A 20,000-nucleotide genomic window follows, 5' to 3' on the forward strand; every position below is an offset into this window, starting at 1 on the left:
GCTTAGCAGGTGGCGGGCATCAGCGAAACCCCCTGACCACGCCGTAGCGGGGCCAGGTGCGCGGTGACGTGCAAGCGCCCAGTGCGGCACTTGGGACAGGGATAGCCGTCAAAGGGCGCCGTCGCCGCCGGTGCCGTGGCGGGTTCCGGCGTCGGCGGCGGGGCCGCCAGCGCCGCACGGATCAGCGCCAGACAGCGCGCCCGGCAGCGGTTGGCCAGGAAACCGAAATGACGAACGCGCATGAACCCTTTGGGTAAGACGTGCAGCAGGAAGCGCCGGATCAGTTCCTCGCCGGTCAGGGTCATGACCTTGTTGCGACTGCCGTCGCGGTAGTCCTTGTAGCGGACGTCCACCGTGTCGTCCTCTTCATCGAAGGCCAGCAGCCGCCGGTCCGACAGGGCGATGCGATGGCTGTAGCGGCCCAAGTACTCGATCACGGTGTCGGTGCGCGCCAGACAAGGCTTGGAATAGACCACCCACTCGGGCTGCATCAGGGCGTTGAGGACGCGGTCAACCTCCGCGGCCGTGAGGCGCGACAGTCGCCCGTCTTTGAAGGCCCGGCGCAACCGGCTGACCAAACCGCCGCGGAAGTGCCGCGACAGCGCCCGCACCGGGAACAGATAGGTACTCTTGGCCGGATGCCAGGTCCCGTCGGCGCCAAAGGCCCCGCCCGGCACCAGACAGTGCAGGTGGACATGGCGTACCAGCGTCTGCCCCCAGGTGTGCAGCATCGCCGTCATCCCCAACTGCCCGTCCAGGCGCTTGGGGTCCTCAGCGAAGGCGGACAGGGTCGCCCACACCGTCTCGAACAGCAAGGCGTAGATCACCTCGGGGTGGACCTCGACCCAGCCGTTGAGGGTGTCGGGTAGCGTGAAGACCAGATGGTGATAGGTCACCGGCAGCACCGCCGCACGCTGGCGTTCGACCCATTCCTCGGAGGCCCGGCGTTGGCAGCGCGGGCAATGGCGATCACGGCAGGCGTGATAGAGGAAGGGGCAATCCCCACACTGGTCGCATTCCAGGGCGAAGCCGCCCAGCGCGGCGGTACGACAGTCCAGGATGTGATGACAGACCTGCCATTGGTGCGGGCTCAACGGGTGATGTTCGGCATAACCGGACAGGCACGCCGCCATGACCGCTTGCAGGGAGGTATTAGCCATGGCCGGCCTCCAATTGGGCAAGCAGGTCCAGGGTCCCTTCGCCCTCGCTGGCACTGGGCAGCCAATGCACATAGCGCAGGGTGGTCTGGATGCTGCGGTGGCCCATCAACCGTTGCAGGCGCTCCACCGACAACCCGCCCGCCAATTGATGGGTGGCGTAGGCGTGGCGCAGCCCATGGATCCCGCCGACCGTGGTTACGCCGGCCTGGCGCTTGGCGTCGGTGAAGGCCTTCTGCAAGCCGGTCGGCGACAGCGGCGTCCCGGCGCGCCCGGCGAACAGCCAATCCGCTGGCCGATAGAGGCGCCAATAGTCCCGCAACGCCTCCAGCAGGGTCGGTGAGAGTGGGACCAGGCGGTCCTTCGCCCCCTTGCCCTGGGTGATCCGCAGCAGTCGGCGCTCGCCGTCGATGTCCTGCACCCGCAGGGCCAGGACTTCGCTCAGGCGCAGTCCGCAGCCATAGCAGACCGTCAACATCATGCGGTAACGCGGATTGTCGCAGGCGGCCAGGATGGCGGCGACCGCGCCGCGGGTGAGCAGCTCCGGGATGCGCTGCGGGCGCTTGGGTAAGGTGACCTCCAGGTCGACCGTCGGCCAGCCGAGCACCCGCAGATAGAAGAAGCGGATGCCGTTGTACATCAGCCGCACGCTGGCCGGGGCCAAACTGCGCTGCACCACCAGATGCTCGAAGTAGCGCGTGAGATCGGCGTGCTCCAGGGTGTCCGGGGAGCGCCGGGTGAATTTGGCGAGGTCACGCACCGCGTCGAGATAGCTTTCGTGGGTGCGCGGCGAGAAGCCATGCATCTGCATGGCCGTGATCATCTGCTGACGCAGGGGTGTCATCGTCTGGTTCTCGGTCAACGACCCGGAGTGGGCCGTTACGAGTGTGGACGATGGGGGACGGGGCGGGGCCGCGGGTAACCGTGGGACGGCTGGGCTTATCCGCGCTTCATTCGCTATTCAATGGCGCTGCGGGATGGCCGCGGAAGGCCCCGCGGAGCGGATTAGTTCAACAAATAGTTAGTCTGCGCGATCTATTTAGAATTAGGATGATTGGAACACCACCCAAAAAACTGAAAACGTAGCTAACGATCCCAATGCTCAACGTGACGGGTATTAGTTTCGCCGCGTATCCGGGACCCTGGTCTGTATACCCAGACACGAGAAGCATCGCAGAAAGAAAAAGCACAGGGACGATTAATGGCGCAAGGATCGCCGCGAAGATCGTTCTGCGTCGATGCGAAACGCTGGACATATGCATAGGAGGTTGACAATTATCTATTTTGAAGGTCTGCCGATATTATTAGTTGCGGCTGTTTGCTGAGGCATATCTCCCTGAAAGCGGCGCACAGTCGACGCTTGGCCTTGCCTAAAGCCCCAATCGATATTCAGGGGCATCGGGGTCACGTCTTGCGTTTTTCCTAGCCGAAGGCACCGAGGCAAAAAGATCACGGTAGGACGGCCAGTTACCCGGCCGCCCCCGTACAGATCCCGGCGTGCGGAACTACCGCACCGGGCTCTTCGAAGTTACTCGCTTCGCACATGGCGACATAGGCTGATACTCAGAAGCTGTGGCAGATGCGTGGACGTTGGAGCTTGAAGACCGTGATCAGCTTGGCGAAGCCCTCCCAATTGTAGCTCCGGCGCTGACTGCGGCTGTTCAACAGGCGGTAGAACATCCGTGTGACCTGATAGAAGAAGTCAGCGATGCTGTCGAAGTTACCCCGGATACCGTAGTAGTTGTAGTACCCACGCAGCTTCGCATTGAGCGCCGCGAAGAACTTGTCCTTGCGCATCCGGCAGTGTTCACGACACCATGCCTGGAAGTTCGCCAGGGCGGCCCGGTATTTCGTCCGTGCCGTGCGGAGCTTGAGCGCGGGTTTCCCCCAGCGACCACGCCCCCAACGGAACTCGAATCCCAGGAATTCAAAGCTGCCGCTCTTCTGCCAGTCCTGACGAGAGAACCTGATCAGGTGCGTCTTCTCCTCCGCGACCTCTAAGCCGAACGACTTCATCCTTTCGCCAAGCGCTCGATAAAAGCGCTCGGCATCGGACTCGCACTCAAAAGCACACACGAAGTCATCCGCGTACCGACACAGGTATGCCTTTCCTTTACAACACACCTTGACGGTTTCCTCAAACCACACATCCAATGCATAGTGAAGATAGATGTTCGCCAACATCGGTGAAACGATTCCGCCTTGCGGCGATCCCGTCTGCGGGTGTATTACGCGTCCATCCGTCTCCAATATGCCTGCCTTCAGCCACTTGCGGATGAGGCGCAGAAAGGGCTCGTCGTCTATCCGCTTCTTCAACAGATCAATCAATTTGTCGTGATCGATCCGGTCGAAAAAGCTGCGAATATCCGCCTCAACCAGGAAGTGATAACGCCCGCTTCTCAGCTCGGCGCTCAGGTCCCGGACCGCATCCAGAGCACCGACGTTGGGCCGGTAACCATAGCTGCAAGCCAGGAAATCCTCCTCATAGATCTCTTCCAGAATCTTGGTCACTCCCATCTGCAACACTTTGTCCGCGATGGCCGGTATCCCCAAGGGCCGCAACTTCCCATTGAGCTTGGGGATGTATCTCCTGAGCACCAGCTTGGCCCGATACCAACCCCCTCTGACTGCTTCCACGAGCGCTCCTACATGCTCCTCCAAGTGCTGCTCATACGTCCGCGCGTCTTGACGGTCGACACCGCAGGCCGCACGTTTGTTGATCAGCCTCCAGCAGGCCAGTAGGTACCCTACGCTCAGCAGACCAATCAGATTCTGGAAGCGATGGGCCTTGTCCGATGCCGCCTTCTTCGCTAGTCCCAACAGGGAGGTTTGCTTCATGGATCGGCTCGACTTGTCCGGGTGAAGTTTCCTTTGTTGGCTGCGTAACTTCGCCGACCCCTTCCCCTGGTACGTGGCTTTCCCACGCGCGGAGTACTATGAGTCGGTCTGACTCCCCACCAACTTCCGGCTGCCCTCCCTTCGCGGTCGGTACAGCTTCCCCGACAGGCCGGCTCCAGGCTTCGGTCTAACTCTGTATCAGGGTTTCCCCTTGCGTGTCTCACGAACCGCATGCCCTACCTTTGCCTCCGGGAGCCGATGGGGCCTCCCAAGTTCTCAACGTTTCTCTTCTTGCATGCCAGGCATTCACAACCCCGACAGGCCCTCCGAATCTCACCATGACGTGACCTTAGGAGCAATGTTTGTTTTCTCTGTTGTCTGCCTGGTTTCCCGGCAGTGCCACACGATCATGCCCATCGTCCGCCTAACGATTCTTCTGTGTTGGCTTCCAGTGTCTTGACGCTGTCGCCGCCTGCTTTGTCGTCATTAACGAGGCTAAAATTGCTTCAGGGTGGCGCGGACACCCCTCTGGCCTACAAGATTCGCTGTGTACGCTTCACCTCAGTCTTGCCACAGATTCCTTCCCATAACAGCGCTATCCGCCCTGGGCGCAACACTCGCTACGGGTGGGTGGTTAGCCCTTACGAGGAATCACTTCCGATCCCTCTCCCGACCGGGACTTGCACCCGGCAAGAAACGCCAAGCTTCGCTTGGCGCACCAAGACCTGACCCCACTCCCCGTGACCCCACTCCCCCGCGTGAATGAACGCGGCGACGGACGCGAGGTCTTCCGCCTTGCTCAGCAAGAGATGCTGCGAGAATATACAATGCCTGACCCCGCTCTCTACTTCGGGACATCGCCTCCGTCTCTCTTTGCCCTGCGCTTCTCGTCAATATGCCATGAGCCCATAAGAATCACATGATCGCTCACATACCACGCCTGGTCTTGTATTAGCCAGGTATCCGGTATGCCCGCATCGAATAACCTGAATAGGGAAGGCAAGAGAGAAATAACTGCATCGATCTCGAAATCAATTCTTCGTCTTGGCGCCCATGATAACCACGTATAGCCAAAGGTCCCGTTAGCACCCGCACGCTCACCCTTGGATAACCTGAAATAGGCTGGCGCATAGGCCACAATCGCCTGCTCGCGCGGTATTTCTTCGGTACCAAATTGCCGACGGCAAATAATCGGCAGTGCAGCGAAATCAATCATGAAGAATGGACGGCCCCTCTTGTCGAAACGTATCTGTACGGTTGCCCATTGCGGGCCGCGGCGCCGCTGGAGTGGGATTTCGTTATGGGAAACCTCTTTCGGGTCCCCCGCGGCAAAATCGTCAAACCACTCAAAGCCATTCATCTCGAATTGCGGTACAATACGATTGATCACCTGTTCAGCGAGGTAGCGAGTGTGTTCCGCTTGTTTCGCGCGCCAACGGTCGAATCGTCCACGTTGTCCACTCATAACAGTTGCCAATACTATTTTAGCGCGGCAGCCGGCCCTGCCGCGGCAATTCCGGAGACCGTAGGATAGTTCCAGTAATGAACGTTCAGATCATCGCCCAAGTTCCCGGCCGCTGTCCGCTGCGGACTGGACAAGTTAGAAGTGCCGAACTTGGACTCAACGAACGTGCCGTTGGAAAGCCTGAAATCAAAGGTTGACTTCCCGACGCCGTTCTCGGCGTGACGGACATACGATTGCCCAGTCGCTCTTAGACCGAGCGCACTCAACCCTTCCCCAATAGCACCTTTCGTCTGATTCGAGAGATAGCTCTTGGCAGCAGTCGGAAGAACTGCGCCGACAACCTTGCCACCAACAGCACCGATAGCTGAGTCGATAGCTAAACCAGCAGGGTGAAAGCCATCGCCGTTGATCGCATGGGCCGTTAAATTGCTTGCTGCACTTGCGACAGCACCCGCACATGCGGGACCGCAAGTCGTCGCGGCAACGCCTCCCGCTGCACCACCGACGACTGAACCGGCATAGTCCGAAAAGGAGCTAACTTGTCCATGAATCAAATCTGACCCAGCCTGGAACACCAGACCGCCGACTCCGCCAACAATTGCTGCAGCGGCCTGCATTGCAAACTCACCTGACGGATCGGTGGAGTTGACCGGATCATTCCCGACATAGGCATACAGATTGAGATCATCCGCATACCCGATCGGGTCGGTCTGCAGGAACCGCCCCAGCGTCGGCGAGTAGAATCTGGCCTTGTAGTGATAAAGCCCAAGCTGAGCGATGAGCTGCTGGCCGGTGTAGCGGAAGCGGACCCCGGACGACGCGTTGGGCTCGCCGAACGGTCCGTAGCTGTAGGCGGCGGTAGATGTCCCGGCGCCGTTGGCGGTGGCGACGACACTGCCCAAGTGGTCGGCATAGAGCCAGGACTTGTTGGCGGTGGTCACACCCTCATAGGCGACCACGGGTTCATCGAGACCGGGACCATGGACGTAGCGGCGCAGCAGGTTACCGGCGCTGTCGTACTCGGCGACCAGGTCGGTACCGTCGTAGAGCAGGTTGGTGACGGCGCTGCCGATGGCGCTCTGACGTAACCGTCCCAGGGCGTCGTAGCTAAGGGTAGCAGCCAGACCCGTCTTGGTGGCGGTCTTGAGCCGATTGTCGAGGTCGTAACCGTAGCTCCAGGTGCCGTCGCTGGTCAGGTTGGCATTGGCGTCGTAGCCTGGGGTCGCGGCCCCGGCCTTGGTGTACTGGTTGAGGCCATTGGCGATGTAGGCAGCCGTGCCGTTGACCGCGCCGCCCCACTGGTAGGCGTCGTTGTTCCAACTGTGGCCCGTCAACTCGCCAGCCTGATTGCGGGTGTAGGTATAGGTCAGGTCCTGGGCCGTGCCGGTCAGGTTGTGGGCGATGGTGGCCAGGGCCGACTGGGGGTTGTAGCTGTAGCTGGTGGCCGTGCCATTGCCCAAGGTCGCCGTGGTGCGCCGTGAGAGGTCGTCGTAGGCGTAGGTCACCAGGGCGAGGCTGCCCGACTCCTTGATGACGGTCGGACGGTTGAGGGCATCGTAGGCGGTGGTCACATAGAAGGCGGTGGCCTCCGGCCAGGTGGTGCGGGTGCGGTTGCCGGCCGCATCGTATTGGAAGCCGAGCGTCTTGCCCCCGGCGGTGGTACTGGTGAGACGCCCGGCGTTGTCAAAAGCGTCAGTGATGCTGTAGCTGCCGTTGGCGAAGCTGGCGGCGGTCCGCCGGCCAAGCAGGTCATAGGCGAAGCCGACGTTGTCCGCAATTGCGGGGTAGGTGCGGCTCACCAGCCGATCGAGGTTGTCGTAGGCCAGGGTAACGGTCTGGCCGCTGCGTTTGCGCAGGCTCGTGACATTGCCCGCGGCGTCATAGCCGTATTGCTCGAAGTCGGTCGCCGCGGAGGTCCCGCCGCCCGCCGGGTTGGGGAACAGGGTCTTGACCTTGCGGTCGTGTCCGTCGTATTCGTCGGTAGTCAGGTTACCCTTGGCATCCTGCACCGTGGCCTGCCGGCCGTTTGCCGTATAGGTATAGGTGGCATAGGTCTGGGCGAGTGCGGTGCCCACCGCTCGCCTGATCGCCTGCACGCTCCCGTCGAGGTTGTAGAGGGTCTCGGTGACCCGTGGGCCGCCCTGCGCGGGCGTCAGGCTCAGGGTCACGCGGACCTGGCGGTCGAGCGCATCGTACCCATAGGTCGCTACTGCCACCGGGGCAGCGGCGGTGGGACAGGTGGTAGCGCCCGCGGTTTGACCCGGCCCCCACACCTGGGTGAGCTTGCCGCTGGGGCTGTAGGTGCGGCAGGAGACCGCCCATTGGGTGCCGATTTGCGCCGCGGCGCGTACCAGGCGACCGTCCGCGTCATGGGCGTGGCGGGTCTGCTTGCGCAGTGCGTCAGTAGTTTGGACGAGTCGGCGCTCGGCGTCGTAGGCCATGGCGGCGGTGTCAGGGACATCGGTCCGCGGCCCGTTGACCCCGGTGAGGTTGCCACTGGCGTCGTATGTAAAGGCGGTGACCAGATTGAGCTTGCCGGTGCCGGCATCGACCGTAACCGTCTTGGGGACGAACCGGTTGGCGGCGTCATAGGCGGTGGCTGTGACCACCGAGTTGGCCGCGCTGGTCTTCTGCGTCACCGTGGTCGGCAGGTAGAAGGTCGGGTACCCGGCAGCGGAGAAGCTGCTGTAGGCGTAGGTCGTCGCTGGGGCCACGCCCGCGGCGTCGGTTGGTTGAGTCACGCTGAGCGGTAGACCCTGGGGCGTATAGGTATAAGTGGTCCGCTGACCACGGGGATCGGTCAGGCTCGCCGGCTGGTTGAAACTGGCCTCGTAGGTCGTGCTGGTGGTGAGTGCGGCCAGGCCGGAACCAGGTTTGGCGATCTGAGTCAGGGTCTTGCGGTTGTGGGTGCAGCGCTTCTGACTGGCGCAGGGGGCGTCGTCATAGGTGTATTCGAGGCTGTTGCCCTCGGGCAGGACCGTCTTGATCACACGTCCCTGGCCGTCATAGCGGTTGGTGGTGACGCGCCCCAGGGGATCGATGGCCCTCAGCACCTTGCCAAAGCCGTCGGGGTAACTGACGAGGCTGCGCCCCAGCGGCCCCAACTCCTCGGACCGGGAGCCGGCGAAGTAATAGGTATAGGCCTGGCCGTTGGCGTCGCTCTGGGTCTGCACCCGGCCCAGGCTATCATAGACGTTGGTCACGAAGGCGACCGTCGGGTTGCTGGGATAGTACAGCTTGGTCAGGCGCCCGGGCAGGTCGTACTGGAAGCTGGTGGTCTTGGCCGCGGCATCGGTGTAGGTGACCAGATTGCCGCTGGTGTCGTAGGCGTACTTGACGGTGCGGGTGCCGTCAGAGACCTGCGTCACGCGGCCCGCTGCATTCGTCAGGGTGAGGGTCCGTCCCAGGCTGTTCTGCACCCTGGTCAGGTCGTTACCGGTGTAAGTGAATTTGACCTGGAGGCCGCTCGGATCAACGAAGCTCGCGAGACGGCCGGCGGTATTGAAATTGAGGTTCGCCTTATGGCGCGTCTCATAGCTGTAAGTGCCGTCGGGATTCTTGATCAGGCGCGCCGGATTGCCGGGCGGCGCATTGTAGGTGCCGTCGGGGAGTCGGACGAAGACCTCACCGTTCAAACCCTGGCGCACGGTGACCGTGTTGTCGAGTAACTGGTCGCCAAACCAGCGCTGGCCGAGGGTTGCAATGACCAGCTTGTCCAGCGGCTTGGCGGGGTCGGCGAGCAGATCGAGCGCGACCCGCTGCTCGACGATGCTGGTGACCGCATCCAGGGCCGAGTCCTCACCCAGGCCCTGGAAACCGTCCGAGCCCAGGCCTGCATCCAGCGCGAAATTGTGGGTCCAACCCCGACCCAGTGGCCCCGGCTGAGTCCGCAGGCCGGAGCTGTAGAGGCGCTCGAAGCCGAGCGATCGCGGAAACTCCCCCAGGCCAAGGGTGATGTCTTGGTGGGTATAGAGGTAGTGACCCTTGGTCATGTCGATGGGCTCGCCGAAGGCGTGGCCCGTCGACTGCAGGTAGTTGCCGAGCGGGCTGCTGGTGTTGTCGAGCACATTGGGGGCGAACACGACTGGCAGTTGCGGCAGCGTCGAGAACCCCCCGGCGAGGCCGCCGCCGATGATCGCGCCGATGCTGGAGCCGCCGGCACCGATCAGGAGGTCGAAATAGCCGGCCCCGGACCAGGTGCCCTCCGTGAGGTCGCAACGTTTCGGCAAGATCAGCCGGTGACCCGCATTCACCGCGGCCTGGAAGGCCCCGAGCCGGGACGTGCAGGCGACCAGATTGGGTTTGACGGCAGTGGCGTAGTTGCTCGCGGTCGCGTCGTAGATCGGCTGGTTGCCGGCGGCGGCGAGGTCGATCAGCTTGACGGTGGAGACCGCGCTCACCCCGGCGGTCTGCTGCACCGTGGTCGACTCGAAGATGCTCAGGTGCATCGCCATGCTGAAAAAGGCCGTCGTTTCCTTGGCGGGGTCGGCACTCTGACTGACGACGCTGACCATGTTCCCGGGCAGGTCGACATACGAGGCAGTGTTGAACCCGGCGATGCCGACCTGGTGGTGGAGCAGGGTGGTAGTCCTGGCCAACTGGTCGCCGATGGCGTCCGAACGATTGACCTGGGCGATCCAGGTCGCGGAGAGCGCCGCGAGGCTTGAGCCCAGGACCGCCTCCGAGCTATCCGTATTGCCTGCGGCCCTGGCCTCATCGAGTTGGTTTCGATACCGCTCGACCAAGCCGCGCCCGGCCGGTCCCCAGCCATTGCCGATCAGGAAGGTCCCGCCGGCCTGGATCTGCTGACTGAAAGTCTGGTTCGTACCGGTAGAGGCATAGGCACCGTGGGCGATGGTAAAGGTGACGCTACCGACGGTGCCGCGTGTCACCGCCGTGCCGGTCCCCTGCACCACGCCGTCGAGTTTCAGCACCGGCCGATTGGCGCTGTCATAGCTGATGGTCAGACGCTTGCCGTAGATCGCATCGGAGCTAAAGGTGGCGTCGAGGCCTTGATACTGCAGGCGCAGGGTGGGCTTGTGGCCGGCCGGGATCTCCGTCCACTCGGTGACGGCGACCACGGTGTCCTGGTATGGCAGGCTGGTCTGGCGCAACGTCCTGCCGTCGTGGGGGACGATGCTGGTACCGCCGACGACATCCTCCAGCGCTGCGGTCGGCAGATTGGCCCGCAGGTAGTTCGTCAGGGTGGTGGCATAGGCGGTCAGATTGGCGCGGATGACGTTACGGTTGAGCGCCTGGACCGACGACGCGGTCACGGTCGCGCCGCTCTTGGCCTGGGTCAGGTAGGTGGCGGCGTTGTAGCCGCTGGCCGCTGCCAGATCGATCCCGGCCTTGCTCGTGTGGGGTTTGAAGCTGGGGTCGAAATAGTAATTGGTGCCCCCGATGTTCGCCTTGACCCAGAGGTGATCGATCTTGATGCTGACCAGCGCCGCGGCCGAGCCTGGACAGCTACCCGCGGCGGTGGCCGTCACGGCTGCGATCGGCACCTGACCCTGGGCCAACAGGTTGATGACGGCGCAGACCTTGGCGGTATCGACCCCCAGCCAATCACGGACCTGGGCCGCGGTCAGGTTGATCCGCCCCTTGACATAGTTGGCGGTATAGCCCGCCTGGCGCAGCAGCGACACCATCAGGGCCGCCTGGTCGAAGGCGGTGCCCCGGTTGTCGAGCACCGCCCCCAAGGCGCCCTTCTGGGCGCCCCAGATGGGGTAGTAGTCGATCCCGTTGCGCACGTACTCGTAGATCAGGTCGGGGTCGTTGCGCAGTGCCCGCGCCAACTCGACGATGGACGCGGGGCCGGCGGGCGCCTCCTGGCCTGCCAGGCCCATCGGTCCCACGGCGGTCGCGGCACCTGGCACGGACCTTGCCGTGGGCACCGTGAGGTTCAGGTCAGCGGGGATCAGGCGGGCGGCGATAGCCTGCTCGGACTCAAAGGGCGTCACCGGCGCCAGGATGGCCCGGTTGACGCCCGGCACCGCCGCGACCGGGGACGTGAGGCCGCGCATCGCCTGGAGTGCGGCTGGACTCGCGGACGGACTGACGGACGACCCCGAGGTCACCACCGGCGTATCAGACCAAAAGGCGACATTGCCTTCCGCCCGGACGGTGGCCGAGAACCATGCGATGAGCAGCCCCAGGGCCGCACCAACCCACCCACGCTTTGAAGACATCGCTATCCCTTCCTCGAAATTAAGATGGGGACATCCAAGACCACCCGCACTGGCAGGTGGTCCGGCAGACCGCTCGCTTGCGCTTAGCGCCGGCCCTCGATACGCAAACCCCAGACATTGCGATTCGTCGAATTCCCGGCGTGTTCAACGGAGAGCACGGCGGGTAATCCGGCCGGCAATGGGATGGCCCAGGGCAGGCCCCAAGCGCCCGCGCCGGTAAGGGCGACCGGTGCCTGGAGGGCGCCGTCGAGCCGCACCCGGAGTTCATTGCCGTAGGTCACATCGAAAAAGCGCAAGTCCAACTCCGTCGGCACCTTGGTCGGCGGCAGCAGCACGCTCAGGGCATCGTGGCGCTGCCGAGCGGTCGCCTGGTCGGGCAGCCCATCGCCCAGGGCCGTGTCCCCGGGGAGCACCCGGTCGATCCGCAGGCCCCAGGGCTCCAGCGGGCCGAACCGATTGCCAATCAGCAAACGGTTGTCACCGGGCGCCAGTCGTTCCGGGGCGAGCCAGAGGTGGTAGGGCGCGCCCCAACTGCGATCACCGCCGCGCGGCAGGTCGACCAAAGGCTCATCATCAAGGGTGATGGCGATTTCCCCGTCACTATTGGCGTCCCAGCCCGCCAGTTCGATCAGGTACCCGGCCGCCTGGCCCCGTCCGTCACTGCCGAGGTGCAGTTCGATGCCATCGGGATGGGTCAGGTCGCCGCCGGGCAGTCCGTATTGATTGCCCCAGACGCTGCCAAAGGCGTAAAGCCCGAGGCGGGTAACGCCCCAGACGGCGCTCGCGTCGCGGGGCGCGAGCGTGACGGCGTTCTCCGCGGGAATCTGCAACGCGGCCGGGAGCAGCCACAGGCTCGGGGTGCCCCAGGTCCCATCGCGGGCTTCACTGAGATAGCCGAGCAGCGTGCCATTGAGCCAGAGGCCGACCTCGTCGGCCGCGTCAATGGCATAGCCCTGGACATGCAGCAGACGGTCGTGACCGTCACCGATAAAGGTCGCGGTGAGCGCGCGCTCCAAGTGCTCGCTGCGGTCGTTCCAGCCGTAGATGCCGGGGTCTTCGCCGACGGCGGGAAGGCGCACGGTGCCGGTCGCCGCCTCGACGATGCCCGTTGCCGTGGCGGTTGCGCTCGGGCTCGCCCGCTGAGTAGTCGCGGGTGCGGGCACTGCCGCCTTCATCGCGACGGCCGCCGCACCGGTCACCGCCATGCTGGAACGATTACCCGCGGCGTCATACACATACGCGATGACGGCACCGTTGGTATAGGCGACCCTGGTCAGGCGCCCCAGGGTGTCGTAGGTGTAGGCGGCAGACCCGGCCGACACCGGACCGGCGAGGGACACGAGGATCAACCCCATGGAGCGAAGCCCCCTGTTGCGCAAGGCGCCCGATGGAACCTGCTTTCGTTGCGTGTGCGGGGACAGCGAAGTTGATAAGCCCATTGTCATCCTCCGCTCGGTGCAGGCGTGCGCTTCGTCAGGTGCCGAGATCAGGGTCGGACTTGGGTGGCAGGCAAATGCGCCACAGCCGACGGACTTGCCGACGCTGCCGCAAGGAGGCCAGTCGCACTTTCACGACCTTTGAGGGATGTTATCGCGAGTCAACAGGCGTTGTAAAGTTCCCGCAGGTCTGGATAACGTTGATTGACGATTGTTTTTCCACCCCTTGGCGGAGTCCGACCGAATCCGGGCAGCGCGCGGCGGCGTGCGAGACCGGCAAGCAGAAAGCGATCCCGGCAGCCTGTCGGACCTTCCCGCTGCCGGGTGGCGCGGGTCCCGGTACAATTGGGCCATCACTCTTGAGGGCCGGTGCCGATGAGCCACGTCCGAGCGATCGACCGCGACCTGGACCTCCTGCGGCCGCCTTCGGTATAGGACTACTCCGCAACCGGGTAGGGTGCGCCGGCCGTCCCGGCCGTCATACAGGCGCCGCTGCCTTGAATGTAGTCCAGGCGCCGCTCCAATTCCGCCAGGCGCGCCCGCGCCACGATGAGATCGTTGGCAGCGTCCAGCGGGAGCCCCCCGAAGAGTTCCCGCACGATACGGGTCTGCAGGTCGCGCGCCGCGGCCACCTGACCGGGCAGACACCACTGCGCGCCCCGCAGTACCAGGGTCTCCAGGTGCCCCTGGGCCAGTTGGCGCTGGGTGTCGAGTTCCTGCCAGGTCGGGTCCGGGGGTCGCAGACACCCGGTGCATTTCGGCCGGTCGGGACGGTGCCGTTCCGCCATGCCGCCGCTGCCGGGCGGGGGCCACCAGGTGCAGCCCGACAGGATGCAGGCGGTCAGGGTCCAGGACAGCAGCACCTGGATCGGGACCCGCGCCCGGACCCGGACGCGGCCCCTCAAGCACGCTCCTCCGGCGGCTCCGGCCGGACCACCACCCGCTGGTTGACCGGTATGACATTGGTGATGCGCAGCAGCGCCAACAGGTCATGGGGTTGACCGGTCACGCCGATCAGCTCCAGCGTCCGCTTCAGGCCCACCAGCCGTTTGTGCAGGAACACCAGGGCCCCGGCGCCGGAGGAGTCCATGAAGGTCACGCCGCTCAAGTCGACGACCACGTCCCCGCCGCCTTCCGTCAGGACCCTCTCGAATTCAGTGCGGGTGACGGGGGCGCTTACCGCGTCGAACTCGCCCTCCAGCACCACCACCGCGACATCACCGGGTTGTTTGTATATGTTGATTTTCAATTCACTACTCCAAGTCGACCAGGGGCGGGGCCAGGGCCCCGGATCACCGAACGGGTCTCACCCAAGGACAGGCCCCGGATGACCCGACGCCGCCGCCCGGCGCACGCGCGCGGCCGCTTCGCACCCATCAGGCCCGCGTCCCGCACCTCAGGTCCCCGGCGTCTCGGGGGCCGGGGTGGCGAGCGCCAGGTTGGCCCGGCGCCAGCGCCCGCGCTCCAACCCCAACAGATAACGGACCGAGCCCACCAACCCCACCAGGTGGCCCTGTACGAGATAATGCAGCGCCTGCAGCGGCCAGACGACCCGGGCCGGGCCGATCCGTTGTACCACGAAGGCCGTCAGATAGACGACGGCCTGGACCAAAAACAACGCCAGGAAGACCCGCGAATGGACGGCCAGCACGGCACTGCCGCCCAGCAGCAGCAGCAGCAGGAAGGGCATCAGCGCGCGCAGGGCCTTGCCGGAGGCGAAGACGAAGGCCACCCCGCGCAGCGAGGGGCGCAGCAGGGCACCCAAGCGCACCAACTGCTGCATGTTGCCCGCCGCGATCCGGCGGCGGCGCGAACGATCGAGATCCAAGCCGGCGGACTCCAGTTCCAGGGCCAGGATGCGCGGCTCATAGAGGGCCCGATAGCCGCGGGCGACGATCCGCATGGGCAACATGAAGTCGTCATTGATGACATCCAGATCCAAGGGCTCGAACAGGTCCCGCCGGATCATATAGAAGGCCCCATGCACACCCATGGTGGAACCGAGTGCCCCCTCCTTCCGCTTGATCTCGCTCTGGTACTGCCAGTACAGGCTCTCCCCGCTCTGGTGCCCCACTTGCGGGTGATAGGAGCCGAACAGCCGGTAGGACCCGGTGATCACACCGACCTTGGGGTCCTGAAAACAGTCGGCGGCGACCAGGAGGGCATCGACCGAGACCAGGGCCGAGACATCGCTCAAGGCCAGCAGGTCGCAATCGATGTTGGGGATGACGTGGTTGAGCACCGCCACCTTGCCGCGATTCTGACGAAACTCCAGAATCTGCAGGGACAGGTCCCGGCACTCGGGCTCGCGGGCCACCCGCCAGGCGCGCTCCGCCGTGGCGTCGGTGCAGCCGTCGCAGGCCAGGACCACGCGCAGCCGATCGCTCGGGTAATCCAGCATCGCCAGATTACGCAGCTTGTCTGCCACATGATCTTCCTCGTTGTAGGCCGGTATCACGATGGCGACCACCGGGCGCTCGGCATCCGCCGCCGCCGGCCGGTAGGCCCGCTGGGGCAGTGCGACCGGCGGGGTCTCCTTCCGCCGGTCGGCGAGCCACTTGAGCAGGAGCGGATAGCCCAGGTGGTGATAGACCACCAGGACGCCGGCCAGCAGGGTCAGGATTGTAAGGATGGTGTGCGACATCGCGGATAGTTCTTCGGTCTGGGCGGTGCGGATGCGGGTGCGGAGTCATGACCGGCCCCCGCGGGTCTTAATTAACGCAACTTTACACAGATTCCGGCGCAACATCACTCATAGAGCGCAGTGTAGGCGTCGACCATGGCGCGCGCATCGCCGTGTTCCAGCACGAAGCGCCGCGGGTCCCCCCGGCCGCCCTGACCGAGTTGCCCGGCGAGCGCGGCGGCGAGCGCGGCGGCGTCCGCGGGCGGGACCAGGCGTCCGGTACGCGGGCACACCGTCTCCGGCGCCCCGCCCACCTCGGTCACCACCACCGGAACCCCGCAGGACTGGGCCTCCAGGGGCGACAAGGGCATCCCCTCGGCCAGCGAGGGCAGGCAGAAGAGATCCAGCGCCCGGTAGAAACCGATCATGTCATCGACCCGCCCCAGAAAATGGACCCGCGCCGCCAGCCCCAGGCCCTGCGCCTGGGCGCGCAGGGCCGCCTCCTCCTCGCCGCCGCCGGCCAGGACCAACGCGACCCCCGGGGGGAGCCGCGCCAGGGCCTCGAGCAGGAAGCGATGCCCCTTGACCGGATGCAGGCGGGCGGCGCAGCCGATGAGCGGCGCGGCGGGCGGCAGGGCCGACCCACACCCCAAGGCCGCCCGGGCGGCCGCCCGGTCACCGGGGGTGAAGCGGGTGGTATCGATCCCGTTGCGGATGACCTGGACCGGCCAGCCGGGCAGGTGTCCGCGCACCGCAACCGCCACCTGCGCCGAGTCGGCGACCAACCGGGGTCGCACCAGGGTCAGGATCAGCCGCTGGAGGCGTCGCCGCCGCGGGTCGCGCAGGTGCCAGGCGTCATGCTCGGTATGGACGATGCGCGGCACCCCGGCCAGCCGGGCCGCCAGGCCGCCGTAGATCAGCGGCCCCACATGGTGGGTGTGCACCGCGTGCGGCCGCACCCGGCGCAGGTACCGCCACAGGGCCCACCAGACCCCGACCCGCCACCCCGGACCCTTGGCGAAAAACTCCAGTGGCGCAGCGGTCTCGGCCAGTCGCGGCCAGGCGGCGCGGGACACCGCCGCACTGCCCTCCAGACTCAGGATGCGGGTATCCTGACCCGCCGGCGCCAGGCGCGCCAACTCCAGGACCAGCGTCTCGATACCGCCGGGCCGCAAATGCTGTACCACCTGACAGACCCGGGTCATGCGCTGGCCCTCCGCTTGAGTACCGGCACCGGTTTCAAGACCGGCGGCGCCGGTGTCTCCACCGCCGCCGGGGGCTTCAGGGGCGGGATCCGGGCCAGCATCGGGACGCCGTCCCCGGTCAAGGCCTCCAACGCGCGGCGACTGCGGATGGTGGAGTCCAGGAGCTCGAGCACGGTCGCCAGACTCACGCCCAAGGCCAGGCCGGCAAAGACACCGCCCAGCACGAACACGATGGTCGGCAGATTGGCCGACGCTTGGGGGGTGAAGGGCGCATCGACGACCTTGATGCGTTCGGACTGCTCGAACTGCCCGAGCTGGCTGGTCACGTTCGCCCGCTCCCGGCGCGCCTGAAGGTCCTCGTAGACATCGCGCTGGACCTTGATGTCGCGTTCCATCTCCTTCATTTTCTGCGCCACGGTCCCGGTGTCGCGGGACTTCAGCTCCCCCGCCTTCAAGTCCGAGCGCAGCCGGTCGAGCTCGCGCTCCAGCGTCTCGACCTGGGTCTTGGCGGTCGAGTAGCGGTCCAACTGGGAGACCAGCAGATTGTTGACCGAGCGGGCGTCATCCACCCCGGAGGTACCGACCGGGGTGTTGAGCATCCGCTCGATGTCGGCCGTCTGGTCGTTCTCCGCCATCAAACGCAGCCGTTCCGCCTCCAGCCGCTCCAACTGGCGCGTCACCCCCTGCACCTTGGAGTGCTTGGCGGTGTAGCGGGCACTGAGCAGGGCCAGTTCGCCGCGTAATTCGATGATCTGTTTCTCCAGTTGACCCACCACCGGGTTGTTGCGCGCGAGCTGCCGGCCGATGCTCGCCATGGTTTCCTGCGCGCCCGCCAGTTCCAACTCCTTCTTGGAGATGTCGAGCCGCAGTTGCGCCAGGCGCGCCATGTTTTGCGAGAAAAACTCGGGCAGCCCATCGCTGTTGGCGTCCCGGAACTGGGCCATCTTGCGCTCCAGGACCTCCAGCACGTCGCGTTGCCGTTTGATCTGCGCCTCCAGAAAGTCCACCGACGACTTCAGTGCGGAGCGTTCCGGGGCCATGATCTGTTCGACGAACTGGTCGCTGATCCCTTGCAGGATGGCCTTCATGTTCGTGGCGGCGCGGGCGTCGAAATTGATGCGCAGCATGTCTTTGCCGATGAACGACACCCCCAGGCCCCGATTCAGCTCACCGATCTTGCTCTCCCGTTTGCGTTCGTAGTCGGGACCCGGCTTGACCAACCCGAGTTTATCGACCACGGTGCCGATCACCTGACGGCTCTTGAGCAACTCGGCGAGACCCGCCTTGCGGTCCGACAGGGACACCGGTACCCCCAGGTCCTTCATGATCGGATTCTGCAAGGCGGTCTCCACGATGAGGAGCGAGGTGTGGCTCTGGAACTTGGGCGGCGTCTTGTAGCCGACGACGCCGCCCAGCATCGGCATCAACAACATCGGCACTATCACAACATAGCGCTGCCGCCAACCGGCCGCCAGGATATCGTAGAGCTTATGAGAGAGATCGGCTGCCACTTGAAGTCTTCGCCGACGGTTGATCGCTGATCCCGGCCAGGGTCCCGCGCGGCGCCTGGTGCCGCGGCCCGACCGGCACCGGGTTGTTTTCGCCCGCCGCCGCGACGGTCCCATAGAGTAACCGCCGCGACTCGACACGACACGACACCCATAGTATCGGACCCCGTGCGCGCCCTGTCCGTTCCCGCGGTCAGGTTTCCGGTGAATGATATCGTTTTTTTTTCGCGGATTGATGCCGACATCAGCCTAGGGCCGCGAGCAGCGCCGCCGCCTCGGCCGCGCGCGCCGCCCAGGACTCACCCGCCACCCGGGCGCGGCGCGGCGCCGCGCTCGCCGCGGGCTCCCGGTGGGCAGCCTCCAGGGCGGCGGCAAAGGCCGCCGGTCCGGCGGCCACGCCCACCAGGTCCCGGTAGCCGTCCAGCCACGGGAAGTCGGTGCTTACCACCGGCCGACCGGCCGCCAGATATTCCCTCAACTTAAGCGGATTGGCCGCACGCATCGTCTCGCCGTCACGAAATGGCAGGAGCGACACACTCCAATGCTGACAATAGCCCGGCAGGTCCCGATAGGGGCGCGGTCCGGCCAGGGTGACATTCCCCAGGGCCTTCAAGGCGGAGACCTCGGTCTTCACGGTCCCGATCAGGAAGAAGTGCCAGGCGGGCAGGAGCCGCGCCACCGCGGCGAGCAGGTCCGTATCCACCCAGTCCTCCAGCATGCCGAAAAAGCCCGCCACCGGACCGGCCCGCGGGAGATCGGGGGCCGGCGCGACCGGGGTACTGAACAGGTCGAAGTCCACCCCCTGGAGCAGCAGCCGCGTCTTGGCCGGGGGAAAGCGCGCGGCCAGGGGACCGCTCACGACGAACACCAGGTCCGCGAGCCCGACCAGTTCGCGCTCCATGGCCAGGACCGGGGCATGGTCGACCCCCGCCAGGGCACCGAAGTCGTCCCCGCAGAAATACACCACCGCGTGCTCGCCCAGCGTGCCCACCACCTCCACCGCGGTCGGCAGCGAGGTCCACAGGAGCGGCTCGCGCAGCCCATGGGCGGCGGCGGCACGCGCCACCTGGGACCCGAGCACACGGCGATTGAAGGCCCGGGCCAACGGGTTGCCCGGCCACGGCAGGGCGCGCGGCGCCAGGACCGGGAAGGGCGGCGGCTCGCCCGTCGTCCCCGGCGGCCGGGCACCGCCCCCCGCGCCGGCCAGCATGGCGCGGACCTTGCGCCACAGACGCCCCAGGTCATGGGCGCAGAGGCGCGGCCGGCGCATACCGATGGAGTTGACCCACAGCACCCGGCGATCCCGGGCCAGGTGGCGCACCAGGTGCTGGGTACTGCTGGGCAAACCGCCCCAGTCCTCGCCGAAGACGATCAGGTCACGCATCACGCTGCTTGGCTCCGGTGGAAAGTCCGTCGGGATTGTCAGTGATCGCCGACGGGCAAGCAACCACAACCGGCCGGGGCGCGCCTGGCGGGCGCCGGACGGGCGGGCCGCCCAGTTGTCGTTGTCGTCGTCGTTGTCGTTGTCGAAATCGAGGTTATCGTAGCCCCCGGATTCTCTCGATCGGTCCGATTAC

Annotated in this window: 12 protein-coding genes; all 12 read right to left on the reverse strand. The window is 65.3% G+C overall.

All coding sequences use genetic code 11. From position 1 onward, the window contains the following. Nucleotides 1–2: 2 nt before the first annotated feature. On the reverse strand, nt 3–1,160 hold the full coding sequence (locus THSYN_RS17015; protein ID WP_100917452.1) for an IS91 family transposase: 1,158 nt from the start codon (nt 1,158–1,160) through the stop codon (nt 3–5). After that, entirely contained in the window at nt 1,153–2,001 is an 849-nt protein-coding gene (locus THSYN_RS17020) for a tyrosine-type recombinase/integrase (RefSeq protein WP_100917453.1), read from the reverse strand. The genes THSYN_RS17015 and THSYN_RS17020 overlap by 8 nt, the downstream gene beginning before the upstream one ends. Nucleotides 2,002–2,720: 719 nt before the next feature. Continuing rightward, entirely contained in the window at nt 2,721–3,995 is a 1,275-nt protein-coding gene (ltrA, locus tag THSYN_RS17025) for a group II intron reverse transcriptase/maturase (RefSeq protein ID WP_100920184.1), read from the reverse strand. A gap of 844 nt (nt 3,996–4,839) precedes the next feature. After that, on the reverse strand, nt 4,840–5,460 hold the full coding sequence (locus THSYN_RS34020; RefSeq protein WP_157817747.1) for a hypothetical protein: 621 nt from the start codon (nt 5,458–5,460) through the stop codon (nt 4,840–4,842). 14 nt (nt 5,461–5,474) lie between these two features. Beyond that, nucleotides 5,475–11,651, reverse strand: a complete 6,177-nt coding sequence (locus tag THSYN_RS17030; protein WP_100920185.1) for an RHS repeat-associated core domain-containing protein — start codon at nt 11,649–11,651, stop codon at nt 5,475–5,477. 83 nt (nt 11,652–11,734) lie between these two features. After that, a complete protein-coding gene (locus THSYN_RS35395; RefSeq protein ID WP_216644561.1) occupies nt 11,735–13,006 on the reverse strand; it encodes an RHS repeat domain-containing protein in 1,272 nt (423 codons plus the stop codon). A gap of 518 nt (nt 13,007–13,524) precedes the next feature. Then, nucleotides 13,525–13,992: a hypothetical protein gene (locus THSYN_RS17040; RefSeq protein WP_100920186.1), complete on the reverse strand. Its 468-nt coding sequence runs from the start codon at nt 13,990–13,992 to the stop codon at nt 13,525–13,527. Beyond that, a complete protein-coding gene (locus THSYN_RS17045; RefSeq protein WP_216644562.1) occupies nt 13,989–14,336 on the reverse strand; it encodes an STAS domain-containing protein in 348 nt (115 codons plus the stop codon). The genes THSYN_RS17040 and THSYN_RS17045 overlap by 4 nt, the downstream gene beginning before the upstream one ends. Before the next feature lie 147 nt (nt 14,337–14,483). Continuing rightward, a complete protein-coding gene (locus THSYN_RS17050; RefSeq protein WP_100920187.1) occupies nt 14,484–15,731 on the reverse strand; it encodes a glycosyltransferase family 2 protein in 1,248 nt (415 codons plus the stop codon). 104 nt (nt 15,732–15,835) lie between these two features. Then, complete coding sequence (locus tag THSYN_RS17055; RefSeq protein ID WP_172965301.1) at nt 15,836–16,915, reverse strand: glycosyltransferase; 1,080 nt, start codon at nt 16,913–16,915, stop codon at nt 15,836–15,838. Next, entirely contained in the window at nt 16,912–18,426 is a 1,515-nt protein-coding gene (locus tag THSYN_RS17060; protein ID WP_157817748.1) for a GumC family protein, read from the reverse strand. Before THSYN_RS17060 ends, THSYN_RS17055 begins: the two co-directional genes overlap by 4 nt. 241 nt (nt 18,427–18,667) lie before the next feature. Beyond that, nucleotides 18,668–19,807 carry a glycosyltransferase gene (locus THSYN_RS17065; RefSeq protein WP_100920189.1) on the reverse strand — a complete coding sequence of 380 codons (1,140 nt, stop codon included), beginning with the start codon at nt 19,805–19,807 and terminating at the stop codon, nt 18,668–18,670. Nucleotides 19,808–20,000 lie beyond the last annotated feature (193 nt).

This window comes from Candidatus Thiodictyon syntrophicum (assembly GCF_002813775.1).
In the GTDB taxonomy this organism is placed as follows: domain Bacteria; phylum Pseudomonadota; class Gammaproteobacteria; order Chromatiales; family Chromatiaceae; genus Thiodictyon; species Thiodictyon syntrophicum.

Excerpts from the sequence above, each read along its gene's own strand:
- THSYN_RS17020 (WP_100917453.1), bottom strand. The coding sequence starts at position 2,001 with ATGACACCCCTGCGTCAGCAGATGATCACGGCCATGCAGATGCATGGC.
- THSYN_RS17030 (WP_100920185.1), bottom strand. The coding sequence starts at position 11,651 with ATGTCTTCAAAGCGTGGGTGGGTTGGTGCGGCCCTGGGGCTGCTCATC.
- THSYN_RS17050 (WP_100920187.1), bottom strand. The coding sequence starts at position 15,731 with ATGTCGCACACCATCCTTACAATCCTGACCCTGCTGGCCGGCGTCCTG.
- THSYN_RS17065 (WP_100920189.1), bottom strand. The coding sequence starts at position 19,807 with ATGCGTGACCTGATCGTCTTCGGCGAGGACTGGGGCGGTTTGCCCAGC.
- THSYN_RS34020 (WP_157817747.1), bottom strand. The coding sequence starts at position 5,460 with ATGAGTGGACAACGTGGACGATTCGACCGTTGGCGCGCGAAACAAGCG.
- THSYN_RS17055 (WP_172965301.1), bottom strand. The coding sequence starts at position 16,915 with ATGACCCGGGTCTGTCAGGTGGTACAGCATTTGCGGCCCGGCGGTATC.
- ltrA (WP_100920184.1), bottom strand. The coding sequence starts at position 3,995 with ATGAAGCAAACCTCCCTGTTGGGACTAGCGAAGAAGGCGGCATCGGAC.
- THSYN_RS35395 (WP_216644561.1), bottom strand. The coding sequence starts at position 13,006 with ATGGGGTTGATCCTCGTGTCCCTCGCCGGTCCGGTGTCGGCCGGGTCT.
- THSYN_RS17015 (WP_100917452.1), bottom strand. The coding sequence starts at position 1,160 with ATGGCTAATACCTCCCTGCAAGCGGTCATGGCGGCGTGCCTGTCCGGT.